The 17,062-nt window shown below is 40.3% G+C and carries 16 protein-coding genes; 9 read left to right on the top strand and 7 right to left on the bottom strand.

Annotation, left to right across the window (positions count from 1 at the left end; all coding sequences use genetic code 11):
- Positions 1 to 9: 9 nt before the first annotated feature.
- Complete coding sequence (locus CLV51_RS09490; protein ID WP_106527812.1) at positions 10 to 594, bottom strand: Crp/Fnr family transcriptional regulator; 585 nt, start codon at positions 592 to 594, stop codon at positions 10 to 12.
- A gap of 285 nt (positions 595 to 879) precedes the next feature.
- On the opposite strand from CLV51_RS09490, the gene CLV51_RS09485 reads away from it, so the two are divergent.
- A complete protein-coding gene (locus CLV51_RS09485) occupies positions 880 to 2,304 on the top strand; it encodes a lipopolysaccharide biosynthesis protein (protein WP_106527811.1) in 1,425 nt (474 codons plus the stop codon).
- On the opposite strand, the gene CLV51_RS09480 is transcribed toward CLV51_RS09485, so the two are convergent.
- From CLV51_RS09480 to CLV51_RS09460, 5 genes are all read right to left on the bottom strand, one after another.
- Entirely contained in the window at positions 2,305 to 3,333 is a 1,029-nt protein-coding gene (locus CLV51_RS09480) for a glycosyltransferase (protein WP_158266967.1), read from the bottom strand.
- 37 nt (positions 3,334 to 3,370) lie between these two features.
- The gene (locus CLV51_RS09475; protein WP_106527809.1) at positions 3,371 to 4,141 is read right to left on the bottom strand and encodes a hypothetical protein; all 771 of its coding nucleotides are present in this window, start codon (positions 4,139 to 4,141) and stop codon (positions 3,371 to 3,373) included.
- A 444-nt stretch (positions 4,142 to 4,585) separates the two neighbouring features.
- Positions 4,586 to 4,819, bottom strand: a complete 234-nt coding sequence (locus CLV51_RS09470) for a thioredoxin family protein (protein ID WP_106527808.1) — start codon at positions 4,817 to 4,819, stop codon at positions 4,586 to 4,588.
- 55 nt (positions 4,820 to 4,874) lie between these two features.
- Positions 4,875 to 5,756, bottom strand: a complete 882-nt coding sequence (locus CLV51_RS09465) for a dihydrodipicolinate synthase family protein (protein ID WP_106527807.1) — start codon at positions 5,754 to 5,756, stop codon at positions 4,875 to 4,877.
- Between the two features lie 41 nt (positions 5,757 to 5,797).
- On the bottom strand, positions 5,798 to 6,271 hold the full coding sequence (locus CLV51_RS09460) for a cupin domain-containing protein (protein ID WP_211301977.1): 474 nt from the start codon (positions 6,269 to 6,271) through the stop codon (positions 5,798 to 5,800).
- 110 nt (positions 6,272 to 6,381) lie between these two features.
- Here CLV51_RS09460 and pdxR point away from each other — a divergent pair, with 110 nt between their 5' ends.
- Positions 6,382 to 7,851, top strand: a complete 1,470-nt coding sequence (gene pdxR, locus CLV51_RS09455) for a MocR-like pyridoxine biosynthesis transcription factor PdxR (RefSeq protein WP_106527805.1) — start codon at positions 6,382 to 6,384, stop codon at positions 7,849 to 7,851.
- A 109-nt stretch (positions 7,852 to 7,960) separates the two neighbouring features.
- Here the strand turns inward: pdxR and CLV51_RS09450 are convergent, their stop codons facing one another.
- Positions 7,961 to 8,335, bottom strand: coding sequence for a winged helix-turn-helix transcriptional regulator (locus CLV51_RS09450; protein WP_106527804.1), 375 nt, complete (start codon positions 8,333 to 8,335; stop codon positions 7,961 to 7,963).
- Between the two features lie 192 nt (positions 8,336 to 8,527).
- Here CLV51_RS09450 and CLV51_RS09445 point away from each other — a divergent pair, with 192 nt between their 5' ends.
- From CLV51_RS09445 to CLV51_RS09415, 7 genes are all read left to right on the top strand, one after another.
- Positions 8,528 to 11,632 (top strand): efflux RND transporter permease subunit, encoded by a 3,105-nt coding sequence (locus CLV51_RS09445; RefSeq protein WP_106527803.1) that lies wholly within the window; start codon positions 8,528 to 8,530, stop codon positions 11,630 to 11,632.
- Between the two features lie 94 nt (positions 11,633 to 11,726).
- Positions 11,727 to 12,854, top strand: a complete 1,128-nt coding sequence (locus tag CLV51_RS09440; protein WP_106527802.1) for an epoxide hydrolase family protein — start codon at positions 11,727 to 11,729, stop codon at positions 12,852 to 12,854.
- Between the two features lie 321 nt (positions 12,855 to 13,175).
- The gene (locus CLV51_RS09435; RefSeq protein WP_106527801.1) at positions 13,176 to 13,874 is read left to right on the top strand and encodes an HAD family hydrolase; all 699 of its coding nucleotides are present in this window, start codon (positions 13,176 to 13,178) and stop codon (positions 13,872 to 13,874) included.
- A complete protein-coding gene (locus CLV51_RS09430; protein ID WP_211301976.1) occupies positions 13,874 to 14,719 on the top strand; it encodes a phosphoribosyltransferase family protein in 846 nt (281 codons plus the stop codon). Before CLV51_RS09435 ends, CLV51_RS09430 begins: the two co-directional genes overlap by 1 nt.
- On the top strand, positions 14,709 to 15,263 hold the full coding sequence (locus tag CLV51_RS09425; protein ID WP_106527799.1) for a TerD family protein: 555 nt from the start codon (positions 14,709 to 14,711) through the stop codon (positions 15,261 to 15,263). The genes CLV51_RS09430 and CLV51_RS09425 overlap by 11 nt, the downstream gene beginning before the upstream one ends.
- A 29-nt stretch (positions 15,264 to 15,292) precedes the next feature.
- Positions 15,293 to 15,907: a TerD family protein gene (locus CLV51_RS09420; protein ID WP_106527798.1), complete on the top strand. Its 615-nt coding sequence runs from the start codon at positions 15,293 to 15,295 to the stop codon at positions 15,905 to 15,907.
- A gap of 48 nt (positions 15,908 to 15,955) precedes the next feature.
- The gene (locus CLV51_RS09415; protein ID WP_106527797.1) at positions 15,956 to 17,053 is read left to right on the top strand and encodes a toxic anion resistance protein; all 1,098 of its coding nucleotides are present in this window, start codon (positions 15,956 to 15,958) and stop codon (positions 17,051 to 17,053) included.
- Positions 17,054 to 17,062 lie beyond the last annotated feature (9 nt).

Below are 17,062 nucleotides of genomic sequence, written 5' to 3'. Positions count from 1 at the left end.
TGACTTAAGTTAAGATTTTCGGTTGGGCAACATCCGGCTTCTGATCCGGCTTAAACTTTCGGGACTGATCCCTAAAAAATTAGCAATGTATTTTTGCGGAACCTTCTGCAACAGATCTGGTTGGTTTTTAATTAAATTATTGAATCTTTCAGCCGGCTTTTCTGAAGAGAGAGACATCGCAATCCCGGTAGCTCTTTGCGCTACCTGTTCAGCCATCAATCTTCCAAGCGTTTCATATTTACTGCACGCCTTGTACAGATTTAAAAGGGCTTCCTTCCGAATGACAAAAGCAGTGGTTTCTTCTAAAGCCTGCAGATTCATTTTAGAAGCAGTGCTGTTATTGAAACTTTCAAAATCAGTTACCCAGGAGTTTTCAAATGAGATGTCACAGGTTTTTTCTATCCCGTCTTTCGTATGAAAGTGCCTGATAATTCCTTTTGCAATGAAAACTATGAAGGGACAGGCTTTACCTTCCTCCAATAAGAACCCCTTTTTCTTTATTGTTACAGGATCAAAGTGTGTCTCTATCAGATCAAGTTCCTGGTCCGTCAATGGAACAATATGGGTACAGTAAATTTTTAGTTGTTCGTACATTTTGGACACCAATATTTAAGGTCAGTTCAAATATAGTGCTATTATCATTGGTTCCAATTGCCTCCCCAACTCCTTACAGGTCAAAGTCTCAAATTCTTTTTAGAAAAAAAGTTGAGGGTTGTTCATTCGGGTTATAGAATTAATAAAGCTGGTAAACCAGAAATAAAACTACATTAGAGAGCGGAATGCCAGGACTTTTAAATAATTTAATCTTACATAATAGGAAATTATATTCAGCTGTATAGCATTGGCATTCCCTAAACCAAATAAACAGTTATTATTAAGATGTCGATCAATAAAAAGTTAATGCGGGATACATTGCTTTATGCCACCGGTCCCGTTTTTAATAAAATCATTGCTTTTTTTCTAATTCCCTTTTATTCTTACATCTTAATAGAACATGAACTTGGCTATTATGACCTCATTTTAACCAGCAGCCAATTAATAGTAGCAGTTGGTACCTTAAAGATTTCTGATAGTTTGTACCGGTGGTTGATGGATAACAACATCGACGATGATCTCCGAACATCTGCTATCAGTAACAGTTTTGCAGTAATAATGGCCAGTATACTTTTAATGTTGGTTATTAATTATGCCATTCCGGCGGGCAGTGGACCGATGCACAAAAATCTGATCTGCCTGCTTATCATTACGGTGTTGTTACTGGGACATTTGTTTCAATTGCTGCGAGGACTTAAGCTAATTAAGGAGTACGCCTATGTATCCATTTTTAACGGGATATTATTGTTATGTTCCAATATTATCCTTTTAGGAATATTCCATCTCCGGCTGCAGGGTGTTATGCTTTCACTAGTGATCTCCAATTCAATATGCATCTTGTATATCTCTTACCGCATTCATCTTTTAAGTTTTTTAAAGATAAATATGGTAAACAGCGTTGTATTAAAATCAATGATCAAATACTCCGCTCCACTGGTGTATAATGCTATCAGTTGGTGGTTGATGGGGGGATTCGACAGATATGTCATTGCAGGCTTTCTGGGTTTGGATGCAAATGGTATTTATGCCATCGCTGCAAAATTCTCTGCTGTTATTATTTTAATCAATTCTTTTTTTCTACCGGCCTGGCAAGATATGCTCTTAAAAGAGAGTAACCTTTTCAGTGTAAAAATGCAGTTCAGCAAAATGCTTAACCTATATATCACTTTATTACTCAGTCTTGTCATTTTGTTATCTTCTCTCTCAAAAATATTTATTGAACATGCCATTGATCCCCGGTATTATGAAGCATGGAAATATATTCCTGTTTTATTGGCTGGAAATGCCTTACTGGCCTTAACTTCCTTTATTGGTACTTTATATGTCCTGGAAAGAAATACTTATCACATATTTATTACCTCCGTGCTGGGAAGTGTTGTAAATATACTGATCAGTGTTTTACTAATAAATAGCGTGCAGCTTTATGGCCCCGGTTTGGGAATGCTAAGTGGGTTTCTGGCTATTTTCCTGGTGAGATACTTTTATTATAAAAAGCGCATTTCTATTCAGATACAATTGCGTCCATTACTCCTGTTATTCACAATTTTTATTTTTGTAATGTGGTGCTTATATTTTGCCAATCGCTCATTTTATTATGTATCTATCTTCATTGCTATAACAACATTTTTACTTGTCAACCGCAAGTTAGGGTTGGAACTATTCCGCACCATCAGCAACACTTTGCTGCGAAGTAAAACCGGTAATACCTGATTAGTTGGTAATAAACGCTTTTGAAGTTCTTATCAGCTTATACACTGCTCTTACTGGTAATGAACAACGTATCTTTAAGCGGTACTTCAACAACCAGCTATGCGCTGCATTTCCAGGGAGGCCCCTTACATCGTGAGCATAATCCTTTATTGTTTGGTCATATAATTGAATGAGTTGATCCAGTACTTTTGAGAATGAAGCATTTTCCCTTATCCATGCCGCATTCTGCCGGTTATTATCAGCATTATATTTATTGATTTCCGCCATTATCAATGCAACATCAAAAGAGCGGTTAAGTGTCTTCATTCCAAAATTAAATTTCCTCAAATGAGTTAAATTCGCGGGATCTACTATTTCGCCTAGTCCATGGAAATCGCATAGGACAACTGCTGCTCCTGTGGATAATGCTTCCATTGCCGCTTTCGCTTTTGCAAAAACAAGGTCATACTTCATTAATCTTTCTGCTGGTTCCTTAACGTAATTGCCCGTTCCTACTCCAATAACATCCAGGTGTAATCCTTGTTCCTTACAGGCTTCAGCTATTACTTTGTAATAGTTATCTTTCTTTGCATAGTTACTGAATACCAGCGCACGGGAAGGTCTGGCAGCAAAATCTTCTCTAAGTTTAAATCTATTGACATTTACCCAATTATAAATCACACCGGTATATTCTTCAGGTATGCCTGCGTCTATACACAATCTATCCAAACAATTATAATCTACAGCAATGTATTTTAAAATCTGGTTGCTTATAATAGGTATATCATAAGGGCTAACCCGATCGTGCATAAAATAAATTACCGGCACATTCTTAAACCGGCGTAAAACATCTATTGTAGTCAAATTATGATGTGCATGAATGATATTGGGGATATTTCTGAGTTGTTTCAGGTCTGTTGTTACATTAATACCCTTTGCCCTAAGATCTTTTGCAGTTTTACCTGCTTTATATGTGTATACTTCTACATTATATCCTTGGGCTTTTAATCCAATAGCCAGTTCATATACATATGCCACTGTGCCACTCAAAAAATTTAATCTAATGTTGGTTATAAGAATGTTCATTTTACTGTCTCCCGGATAAATTTGTGGAAAGATGATGGATTAATGGAAGTAAATGTTCCTGAAATGAAATCGCCTTATCATAAACTCCTTTGCTGACTTTTTCCCTCGCATATTGCTCATAAAAGGGAACTCCTTCTCCCCAGGATGAAAAGGTATGAGGTTGTTGAACTTTTCTCAGCGACTCCACCATAAATGGTGAATTCCCATATTTTTGAATAGTGGATTCCAGCTCCTTTGAAAGTTCTGTATATCCTTCAGCGGCTCTCTGTTTACGTTCAAAATCAGCATTATCCAATTGAATAACTAAATCCCCCTCCTCTTCAGACATTACTCCATCTAATAAAAAATCGAAATTCGATAACCCTACCCCATCATTTACTTCTTTAAGTGAAACAATCAGATTTATCAAATAACGACAAAGGTCATGTGTAGGATTATAACCTTCGATCGCATCACCAACGACCATCTGAATATTATGCTCCTCAAAATCCAATAATATTTTCTGAACTAAGGTAGTCAACGATAAATAGTCCTTTTCCAGCATTATGCGGTAAATTTCCCTGTCGCTGTAATGCCCCATTATTGAGGAAATACTTGCGCCGCATTTCTCAAGAATAGCAATTGTATTATATAACCGGGAATCACCGGATGATCCGGCTCCATCCGTCAATACGTAAACTCTTGGCTTGTATAGTTCAATGAACCGGAATACCCTTAACTCATGGCCGGGATGAGCAATGATGAGTGCTACATTGTTGAAGTTCTGCTCCATAGGTTTGTGGGTTAACTAATTTCATGGATCAAATTCTAAAAATTTTCTCTTTCGTGTGACAGCCTCAAAAGCAGACGCGGCTGTTAAGGTAGAAATTTTAATCCAAAAATGGCTTGCGCAATCTAAATAAAGACTCTTTTTTACAACACAAATTTTCAAGCATCAGTAAAATAATTTGCGGGAAACATAGGCGGGCACAGGGTTACATCCGATGAGCAGAAAATTTATTTTATTCATTCGTAATTATATTATAAATATTAATATTTTAAATAAATCTAAAATATCAAAGCTATCTACAAACAGATAAAAGGGTATGCAACCCGCTACCATTACTGGTTTCGGATTTACATACCCTTATGCAATCTCAAAAGAAAAATCCCTTATCCTTACAATCTTACTATGACGTATGGATTATCAGCATCTTAACTTTTATCTGTGTAATAATTAACCTTTAACATCAGCCATGGACGCTCCAAAGTTGATATGCAGTACATTACCATTTTCCGTAAGCAGCGCGGGTACTGATTTTACACCGGCTTTTTCTGCTTCTTCAATACGGTTTCTGGCTTCTCCCAGGTTAACTACTTCTACTTTATCATGACCAATAAGTGCGATGATATCTTGTTCAGCGCTTACACAAACAGGGCATCCTGCATGATAGAAAATTGACTTTGCCATTTTACTTAAATTTAAATTGTGGTGTGATTATTAATAAGTGTTTTCAGTTAAAACTTTAGTTTAATGTTGCGAGTATTTGTTTCAGCTGTGCGGTTTCCTCATCTCCTAAGACAGCTAGCGGGCTACGCAGGTAACCACTTTCTACTCCCTGAATGTTCAAGCCAGCTTTGATTACCCTTGGCAGGCCTTTACCAACCATAAACTGCAACAGGCCAAGTTGTTTATAAAAAACATCCTGTGCTTCTTTTAAATTATTGTTGGCTACTGCCTCAAACAATTTATTATTCAGCCCGGGAATGAGATTAGGTGCGGCTGTGCACCATCCTTTGGCACCTGCTGCGAAAGCCGCCAGCGCCAAGGGATTGGACCCGTTATAAAAAGCAACTTCTTCACCGAGTTCTTTGCGTAAAGAATGCATCCGTTGCACATCGCCTGTACTTTCTTTGATCATGGTTACATTGGGGATCTGCAACAGACGTTTCAACAAAACAGGAGACATATCCAATCCGCCTGTAGCCGGATTATTATAGGCCATAATGGGGATGGAAATAGCTTTGGCCACCGTATTATAATGTCTGAAGATCTCATCATCCGACAATTTCCAATAACTCATCGGGAGTATCATCACTGCATTGGCGCCCGCTTTTTCTGCGAATTTTGCATGATACACCGTACGTTCTGTAGTAAGACAGGAAACACCTGCCAGTACAGGAACACGTCCGCTTACCTGCTGCATCGCAGCCTCTGTTACGGCTTCTTTTTCTTCATCACTTAAATAAGGCAATACACCCGTGCTACCCAATGGAGCAATACCATTAGCGCCTGATTGCACCAACCGTTCTACTAATGTTTTGAAGAGAGAAATATCCACTTTTTCATTCACATCAAAAGGTGTGATGGGGTATGCGATAATACCTTTAAATATTGCTTCTTTCATCGTTGCTGATTTTGTTATGGCTGCAAAAAATTCCTCTTAAATTACAGGTCCCGTCCTTCTTCCTCTCTTAGTGCCACACCCAGGTTTTGCAGTTGTGGTGCGTTTTCACAGGCAATATACCTGGCGCTCTCACTGTTACTTAAGTTCTGGTGACAATGCCACGCCCAACTGGGGATATACACGGCATCGCCGGCTTTCCATTCTACTCTTTCTCCTTCTACTTCCGTGTAGCCTTTGCCTTCTATCACATACAACACTGTTTCGTAGGTATGACGGTGTTTGTTGGTAAGCTGGCCCGGGAGTAAGCCACCAATGGTCATGCTGACGTTTTTCGTTGGCAGATCAACAAAAAAAACAGGGTGTTTACGCTCAGTAGAAAACTGATTATGCTCACCTGCCTGTTCTACATTTTTATGAATAAGCTTATCCGGCCTCACAAAAACAGGGCGGGCAAAAGTCTGGTGGAAATCTTTGGAAGAAAAAGCAGTTTTCGTTTCACTTGTTATTGACATCATCTTTAGTTTTTACTGTGAGAAAATAATGACGATTGCATTCATTGTAATTTGATACTGCAAAATTTGTTTACTTTTGGATGATACAAATCATCCAGTTTTAAATAAAACATATGGTCCAGATGTTAAGGCCCTGGAAAACTATTTTACATATTGAGTTGAATAGCGACAAAGCGGTATTCCTGCAAATTGCCGACGGTATCATTCTTGAGATTAAAAAGGGCAGATTAAAACCCGGTATGTCTTTGCCTGGTAGCAGGGTACTGGCAAATGATATTGGCGTTAACCGAAAAACCGTAGTGCTGGCATATGAAGAGCTGATAGATACTGGCTGGCTGAGCACCGCCAATAAAAGCGGGACATTTGTATCAGAAAAACTACCGGAGATAAAACATTCCCGGAAAAACAAGCAGGAAGCAGCTCCCCCATCTCCTGCCAGCTTCAGTTTTAATGTAAGAGAACGGATACTACCCGGAGATGATGACAGACCACCTTTAATCGTATTTGATGATGGATTGCCCGATGTAAAACTGGCACCAATGGATGAATTGGTGAAAGCACATAAACGCATCTTTCAACAAAAATCAAGATGGTGCATGATGGGTTATAGAAGTCCTAAAGGTGAAAAGCGCCTTCGTGATGCACTGGCTGATATGCTGACGCACGACCGGGGGCTAAACGTGCATCCTGAACGTATATGCGTGACCCGGGGCAGCCAAATGGCCCTGTATCTTACCGTACAAACCCTCGTGTGTCCGGGTGACTGGGTAGCTATAGAAACTCCCGGCTACTCCCCTGCATGGGAAACTTTTAAACAGGCCGGCGCCAAAATAGAACCAATAAAAGTAGATGATGAAGGCATCTGCGTAACAGCGCTGGAGCAATTGTGTCAACGAAAAAAAATTAAAGCTGTTTACGTAACACCACATCACCAGTTCCCTACTACTGTTAGTATGAAAATCGGCAGACGGCTTGAATTACTGGCGCTTTCAACTAAGTATGGATTTGCCATTGTAGAAGATGATTATGACCATGAATATCATTTCGGAGCAAGAAGTCTGCTCCCACTGGCCAGTAATGAAGCAGCAGCAAATGTGATCTACATCAGCTCTTTAAGCAAATTGTTAGCGCCGGCGGTACGTATAGGATATGTAGTGGGTCCTGAAAAATTTATTGACTCCTTAGCTGCCCTGCGCATGATTGTAGACAGACAAGGAGATACTGTAATGGAAAATGCAGTAGCTGAGTTAATGGAAGCAGGGGCTATACACCGGCACGCCAAACGCGCTTTTAATATATATAAAACGCGGCGCGAACAAATGGCCTTTTACCTGGATCATTACCTGCAACACAAAATTACCTACCAGAAACCCGAAGGAGGTTTAGCTTATTGGGTACTTATCAACAAAGCAGTGAACACTACATTACTTGCTACCAAACTGCTGAAAAAAGGTGTGCAGATAATACCAACGGAACGCTTCTTTTTTGACAAAAAACCGTTGAATGCATTGCGTTTAGGATATGCCTCGTTAGACAACCACGCTTTGGAAGAAGGAATAAAAACAATCGCCAGCTGCTTATAAACAGCTGGCGCAGGCCTTCTCTATTAATTAATGGATACTGCTTGGCTGCTGATAAAATATCACAAAGCTATTGCGGATTAAATGGCAGCCGCTGAATGATCACGTCAGCTCAACTTACTTTGAGGCATGCCGTTGTATCTGTCTGACAATCGCCCAGACAATGATGTTCGGAATAATCATTCCCCCACTTGTTCATCAGTGCGATCACAGGAATCAGGCATGTACCCCACTCTGTCAGGTAATATTCCACTCTAAGTGGTACCTCCGGATATATTTTTTTGTATACGATATTAAGCTCCTCCAGTTCCTTTAATTGCTGACCCAATACCCGGAGCGTGGAGCCAGGGATATTACGTTTCATTTCACTCGGCCGGCGAATTCCTAAATGAATGCAGTCCAGTAAACAAGGTTTCCATTTACCGCCTAATGCTTTCATGGTAACACTCACGCCATAATCAAGTTCCGGGAGCTTTTTCACATACATAAGGCATTATTTTAAGTACCAAATATACGAACGCACCCGCTAATTGTATAGTGATAAATTTATCACTATAGGAATCTTTAATCCCATATTGTTTGCCCATCCGATTAAAGAGACATTTGTGCAGCAAAATGGAAACCATGCTTTAATCACATACAGAGCGGCCGCCCGGTTTTTTTATAACAGAAGATTTTTATGCTCAAAAAAATAATTGACCGTCCCGTTGCGGCCACTGTAGTATCTATTATCCTGCTGCTGCTGGGTTTACTTGCCTTAAAAGGGTTGCCTATGGAGACTTTCCCTGACATTGCACCCCCATCAGTTGCCGTATCTGCCCGTTATCCCGGCGCCAATGCCGAAACCATAGCCCGCGCTGTAGCTATCCCCTTGGAGCAGGTGATCAATGGTGTAGAAAACATGACGTATATGTCTTCCTCTTCTTCCAACGACGGCACCCTCATCATTACCATTTTTTTTAAACAAGGTACTGATCCTGACCAGGCAGCTGTGAATGTACAAAACCGCATTGCACAGGCCATGAATCAATTGCCGAAGGAAGTATTGCAGGCCGGCGTCATTACTGCCAAGCAGCAAAATGGGATGATCATGTATATGGATGTATATGCAACAGATAACCGGTACGACGGAGAATTTATCAATAATTATGTACTCATCAACCTGATCCCACAAATACAAAGGATACAGGGAGTGGGAAAAGTAGCACTGTACGGCAACAAGGATTATGCGATGCGTATCTGGCTAAACCCTGCACAGCTGGCCGCTTACAGCATAACACCGCAGGAGGTGATCAATGCCATCAACAACCAGAACCTGGAGGCTGCGCCAGGGCGCCTGGGAGAAGGCAGTGATGTAGCTTATGAATATGCCATCAAATACAAAGGCAAGCTTAATAAAGAAGCAGATTATGAAAACATGGTGATCCGTGCTGATGCCAATGGAAAAATAATGCGGTTAAAAGATGTAGCCCGCATTGAGCTGGGATCATTAGACCATGTATATGCTTCGGCCGTAACAACCAATGGCAGGGCGGATGCAGGATTATTTGTTTACCAGGTTCCAGGCTCCAATGCCAATGAAATACAGACTGCCATCCTCGAACTGATGAAACGTGCGGAAAAATCATTCCCTTCCGGGATAAAATATCACATGAGCTATAGTACCAAAAATTTCCTCGATGAAGCTATAGCACAAGTGAGTCACACCCTGATAGAGGCATTCATACTGGTTTTCCTGGTGGTGTTCCTCTTTCTGCAGGATCTGCGTTCTACATTGATTCCTGCTATTGCAGTACCGGTTTCCATCATTGGTACCTTCTTCTTCATGCAGCTCTTTGGCCTTACCATTAACTTGCTCACACTGTTTGCGCTGGTACTGGCCATCGGTATTGTGGTAGATGATGCGGTGGTGGTAGTGGAAGCTGTGCACAGTAAACTTGGCCACGGCATGTCGCCGCGTAATGCCACTATCAGTGCTATGAGTGAAATCACCAGCGCTATCTTCTCTATTACACTGGTGATGGCAGCAGTATTTTTACCAATTGGCCTTACAGATGGTCCAGTGGGCATGTTTTACCGGCAGTTTGCTTTTACACTGGCCATTGCCATTGTGCTCTCGGCTGTTAACGCGTTGACTTTAAGCCCTGCTTTATGTGCACTCCTGTTAAAAGAAGCGCATCCAAATAATAAAAGAGGATTCTTCCAGCTGTTCAACACCGGGTTTGAAGCTGTTACCACTAAATATCTGAAGGCTGCACGCTTCCTGATACACCAGAAATGGCTGGCATTTGGCGGGCTTGCCATTGTTGCAACGGGTGCTCTTTTACTTGTCCAAACAACATCCAGGGCTTTTATCCCAACAGAAGACCAGCGTACCCTGATCTCTACCGTAAACCTGCCACCAGGAACAGGTTATACACGCATGAAAAAGCTGCTGGATAGTGTTGAAAGCGCCATCAATAAAATGGAAGCCGTGGATTTCACAGAAATTGTAGTAGGCGAAAATCTGATGTCTGCAAGTATTTCGCCTTCCTATGGATCATTATACATCACATTAAAACCGAAAAAAGAAAGAGGCAAATTCTCCGATATCAATAATATCACTGATTCTATCAACAGTATCTTCTACAGTTTTCCTGAAGGCAATTCATTCACCTTCAACATGCCAACAGTGCCGGGATTTGGATCAATCGACGGACTGGATGTGGTGCTGAAAGATAACACCAGCGGGGATATCAATAAGCTGGCAGGGCAAGCCGATCATTTTATTGCGGACCTCCTGCACCGGAAAGAAATTGGTACAGCCTATACTTCCTTCAATGCCAACTTCCCTCAATTTCAACTGGAAATAGATGACATTAAAGCAAAACAATTTGGACTGGAAGTAAGTGACGTATTGAATACCATGCAGGCATATTATGGCAGTGTATATGCCTCCGATTTTAACCGGTTTGGCAAATATTACCGTGTGGTTGTACAGGCTGATATTCCTTATCGTGTGGATGAAAGCAGTATGGACTATATCCATGTTAAAAATGCATATGGCGAAATGGTACCGATAAAATCCGTTGCACGCCTGCAACGTGTATTTGGACCAGAAGTGATCAATCACCTGAACCAGGCAAACGCTATCACTATCAGTGTACAGGCTAAAAAAGGGTTTTCTTCCGGCGATGCGATGAAAGCTGTAAATGAGGTGGCTGCTGCTTTACCGGTTGATTTCTCGCACGAATATATCGGGATGGCCAGAGAAGAGCAGGCAGCGGGATCTCAAACAGTGTTTATATTCGGATTGTGTGTGGTGTTTGTATATTTCCTGCTGGCAGCACAATATGAAAGCTATATTTTACCACTGGCAGTTATATTATCACTACCAACCGGCATCTTCGGGGTGTTTGTATTTATCAGGCTGATGGATGTGACCAATAATATTTATGTACAGATTGGATTAATTATGTTGATCGGTTTACTCGCAAAGAATGCGATACTAATTGTGGAGTTTGCAGTACAGCGACGGAGAGCAGGAAAATCATTGGTAGATGCAGCGCTGGAAGCGGCAGCGCTCCGGTTACGGCCCATCCTGATGACGTCACTGGCATTCATTGCAGGATTGCTGCCTTTGTTGTTTGCCAAAGGAGCATCTGAACAAGGAAACCGCGCCATTGCATCAGGTGCTGTTGGCGGTATGTTGTTTGGGGTGATACTGGGTGTATTCATTATACCTGTTTTGTTTGTAGTGTTCCAGGCATTGCATGAAAGACTTTTTGGGATAAAAAAAATTTAAAAAAACCATTTCCCAACTGACACACTGTTGTCACCTACCGTATCTAGCTTTGTTTTAAATAAGAAAACAATCCACCACTAAATCCAAACAGCATATGAAACCGTTTAAAATTGAAATCGCCCAGGATGTATTAAATGATCTGAAAACAAGGCTGACACTGACCCGCTGGACAGATGAACCCGAAAATGCCGGTTGGAACTATGGTACCAATCCAACCTATTTAAGGGAGCTGGTGGATTATTGGCAAAATAAATACGACTGGCGCAAACAGGAAGAAATGCTGAATAGTTTTCCCCAATTTAAAGCAGATATTGACGGTATCACCATTCATTTTATTTATGTTAAAGGCAAAGGCGCCAATGCCAAACCGCTTATCCTCACGCATGAATGGCCCGATAGCTTTTATCGTTTTTATAAAGTTATTCCTATGCTGACAGATCCTGCCAGTCATGGCGGAGATGCCAATCAATCTTTTGATGTAATTATTCCTTCTATTCCTGGCTTTGGTTTCTCCGGCCAGGTGGCCGTTTCATCCGTTAAAACTGCGGAGCTATGGGCAAAGCTGATGACAGTTGTACTTGGTTATAAAACGTTCTTTGCTGCAGGTGCGTCTTTCACCACCAAAACGCTGGCATTACAATATCCTGATACCGTAAAGGCTATCCATCTTACAGATGTTGGCTACCCTAATGGCATGGAAGACTGGTCTAAAATGTCGCCGGCAGAGCAGGAATTTGGACAAGCCATCCAACGCTGGTTTTTCACAGAAGGTGCTTTTAACATGATCCAGTCCACCAAACCGCAAACACTGGGTTATGGATTAAATGATTCCCCTGTAGGGCTGGCCTCCTGGTTACTTGAAAAGTTCAATGCGTGGAGCGATAACAAAGGGAATATTGAAAACAGCTTCTCAAAAGATGAATTACTTACCTATATCATGATCTACTGGGTTTCCCAAACGATCAATACTTCTATCAGAACATACCTGGAAGATGCGCGGGCAGCCTATTCGCATGGTGGCCCACAGCCGGAGAAACGTGTAGAAGTGCCTACAGGGGTAGCTGTTTTCCCTGGTGATGCAGATTTCCCGATAGAATGGGCAGAACGTAAAGTAAATGTGCAACAGTTTACCAAAATGCCTAAGGGCGGACGTTTTGCGGCAATGGAAGAACCAGCACTGTGGGCCAATGATATACGTACTTTTTTCTGGGAAAAGGCCTGACAACAATACACTAATTATATTAATTAATATATATAAAGGTTACCTGCTTTCGCTGGTAACCTTTATCTTTTGTAAATTGCCCGTCCGGATTGTTACACCTAAACTTTTGATGTGACCCAAAAACTCGTTATTTTTAAACACAGCGATAACATTTAACATTTAAACAGGCCTGAAATTTGTTATTATGCCCACTCAATTTAGTGCGATCGTTGTTTGGAAATCCCCGGTGATGGGCCAAAGCAGATCATTTTTAAGGAATACCAATCGATACACTATGCAGGATAATAAGCAATTATAGATCGACAAGCGGAGAATTACCACATGAACACTTATAAGCACTATTCATTTGACTTATGGCTCACACTCATAAAATCAAATCCTTCTTTTAAGCAGGAAAGGACAAAATTTTTTTTCGATCATTTTAATCAACACCATAAATCAATAGAAGCGATAGCGCTCATATTCCGTCAGGTGGATGTTATGTGCAATGCTATTAATGAAAAAACAGGGAATAATATTGACGCAGAAGAAATGTATTTAATGGTGATCAGCGCCATTAATGATGATCACCATTCCTTCCGGGACATTGACCTGGAAAAATTGTATCAGGACATGGAAGCGCTTGTATTCAAGCATTTGCCCGTAATATACGATGCCGGAACAGTGGATGTGCTCAGCAAAATAAAACAATCATCCGGCAGTACGATTAGTTTGTTGAGCAATACCGCCTTTATAAAAGGCCGCACATTAAGGGTAGTATTGGAAAAGCTGGGATTAAACCGTTTCTTTGATTTTCAGCTGTACTCGGATGAAACGGGTATGTCCAAACCCAATGAAAGGCTGTTCAGGCTCATGTTAGATAACATTACCGCCAGCAGAAATGATGAAAAAATTAATTTAACAGAAATTATACATATTGGAGATAATATAAAAGCAGATATTGAAGGCGCAAAAATGATCGGCATCAATACTTTATTGATCAATTCCAATAACCAGAGCATTTTAAGTTTACTGAACTGATGACCATTACCTACTCATTACATAAAATAAATAACGCTACTCATTTCGGATTTTCCCCGGATGATTATAGCCGTTTTAAATTTGGAGATGAAGTTGTAGCCAAAACATTTGGTATCAGTTTAGCCGAAGGTTTTATTCAACAGCATTTAACGGAAAACCCGATACAGCAACAAATTGTTGTGGTATCAAGTCCGTACTCATTTATACCCACGGCAACTTTTGCCATGAAAAACTATTTTGTATTCCGCCTCAACAGATGGCTGGCAGAAAATGGTTTTCCGGTGGTACAGGAAACAAAAGTACATCGTACCATTACCTACAAGGAAGATTACGGAGAACTGGACGCAGCAGCAAGAATGAACCTGATCGGTAACGATACCTTCCATATTGATAAAGAATTTCTGCACGGAAAAAAGATCCTCTTTTTAGATGATATCAAAATAACCGGCAGTCATGAGCGGATGATCATGAAAATGGTAGAGACTTACAACCTCTCCAATGATATTTATATGCTCTACTTTGCCGAACTGATTAATAAAAATATCCATCCTAATATCGAAAATCACTTAAATTATCATTACGTAAAGTCCATTTTTCACCTGGAGGAAATTATCCGGGACGAACAATTCTTCATCAATACCCGTATCGTAAAATATATACTTAGCTACGACTTTGACACCTTTTGTATCTTTCTGCAAAATCAAACGAGTAACTTTATTCATCTTTTATACAACATGGCACTGGGCAACGGCTATCATACCATTGAAGCCTATCAGCCCAGCCTGAATTTTATCAATAATTACTTATTTAACAAAAAACATAAAAGCATACAACATGGCGATTAATTTGCAAAAGGGGCAGCGGCAGGCGATTAATGCTCCTAAATTCACAATTGGTTTGGGTTGGGACGCTAATGCTTCTTCAACAGGTACTAGTTTCGACCTGGATGCTTCGATCTTTATTTTAGGAGAAAATAAAAAAGTATTATCTGACCAGCATTTTGTTTTTTACAATAACCTCGTATCACCAGGTGGTGGCGTAGAACATACCGGCGACAACCTTACCGGTGATGGTGCAGGTGATGATGAGCAGATTAAAATAGATCTTTCCAAAATAGATGCCAATGCTACAGAATTATGTGTAGTAGTTACTATCCACGAAGCAGAGAGCCGGAGACAAAATTTTGGCCAGGTAAGAAATTCATATGTGCGGATCTTTGATTCCGCTAACAATGAAGTAATCCTTAAATATGAGCTGGAAGAAGATTTTTCCATTGAAACAGCCGTTGAGTTTGGAAGAATATACAAACGCAATGATGAATGGAAATTTGAAGCAGTAGGCGTAGGTATGAAAGGCGGCTTACAGGACTATTTAAACAAATACAACTAAAATTAATTCCTAAAATATTTACTATTACTATGGCTATCAATCTTCAAAAAGGTCAACGTATCAATCTTGAAAAAAGTAACGGCAGCAAGCTTCAAAATATTTGTGTAGGTATCAACTGGGGCGCAATTGAGAAGAAAGGACTGTTTGGTTTGTCCAAAACAAAAGAAGCAGTAGATCTGGATGCCAGCTGCGCTTTGTATAACGAACAAAAACAGGTATTGGAAGTTGTTTATTTCGGCAACCTCTCTTCCAAAGATAATGCAGTAAAGCATAGCGGCGATGACCTCACCGGTGATATGGGCGGTGATGACGGACTGGACAATGAAGTGATTACACTTGATCTTTCCAGGCTGAATCCTGCTACTTCACATGTAGCATTCGTTCTCAACAGTTTCAGAGGACACGATTTTGGTACTATTCCTTTTGCATCCATCCGCATTTATGAAGGTACCCCTTCACGCGTAAATGAAATATTTGCTACTTATGATATCGCCAGCGGAGCGGGCTTTGCAGGACATGTATCTATGGTAATGGGTGTTTTTTATAAGAAAAACGGTGAGTGGAAATTTAATGCTATTGGCGAGCCTACGAAAGATAAAAAACTGCAGGATACCGTAAACACCGTAACACAGCACTATCTATAGTATTTTAAATCATAATGAAGTAATCATCCTTTTTAAATTAAATACCTTATGGAAGTAAATACCAATATTACTGATCCCAATGCTTCCCCAGTGAAGTTAGACAAAGAAGGAAATGTTGATTTAGCATTAGTAACGCCTGAAGAGACCAAAAAATATGGAGAAATAAGTAAAAGCCTCGTGCAGAGCGATGTTAACTCCATTCTAAATTATGGCTCCGACGTTCAGAATTCAATGGAAAAGTACAGTAATGAGTTCCTCACTTCTGTACGTACATTTAATTCCGGCGAAGTAGGTGGTTTGATCAATGATCTGCTCTCTGAGCTGAACTACATTGATGTAGATGAACTTAACCAGAGCGGCTTTAAATCATTTTTATCGAAAGTACCTTTCCTGAAAAAGATCGTAGTAGATACACAAAAGCTTTTCCAGAAGTACGATACCGTGGTTGGTAACATCGATAAAATAACCAATAAGATCAAAGCCGGAAGAATAAACTCCATCAAGGATAACAGCTCTTTACAAACCATGTTTGATAGCAATGTGAACTATATCAAACAAATGGAAGAACTCATTATCTCCGGCAAAATAAAATATAACGAGCTCACACAGCAGCTGGCAGAAATGGAAGCAAATGCTGCCAACTACAATGATTATGAAATTGCTGATCTGAGAGATTTCGTAAGCAGACTGGATAAGCGCCTGGCAGACATGAAGATTGTACGTTTCATCATGATGCAATCTTTAGCACAGATAAGACTGGTACAAAACAACAACACCTCCATTGCAGAAAAAGCACAGTCTATTATTTCCACTACCATTCCTGTCTGGAAAAACCAGCTGACCATTGCTGTTGCATTACAGCGGCAGAAGGCCAACGTGGAAGTACAGAAAAAGATATCCGATACAACCAATACTATTTTGCAGAAAAATGCAGACATGCTAAAACAAAACAGCATTGATGTAGCAAAAGAAAACGAAAAAACAGTTGTATCTATCGACACACTGAAAAGAACTACCCAATCGCTGATAGAAACATTGACGGAAGTGAAGAAAATTCACGACCAGGGAGCAGAAAACAGAAAAGTACTGGATGGTGAGTTACAAAACCTGGAAACTGAATTAAGGAAAAACGTAACTAACGTTTAATTGAATTTG

Source organism: Chitinophaga niastensis, from assembly GCF_003014755.1.
Lineage (GTDB): Bacteria > Bacteroidota > Bacteroidia > Chitinophagales > Chitinophagaceae > Chitinophaga > Chitinophaga niastensis.
The sequence above is the reverse complement of the archived record's forward strand: the minus strand, read 5'-3'. Positions and strand labels throughout refer to the sequence as shown.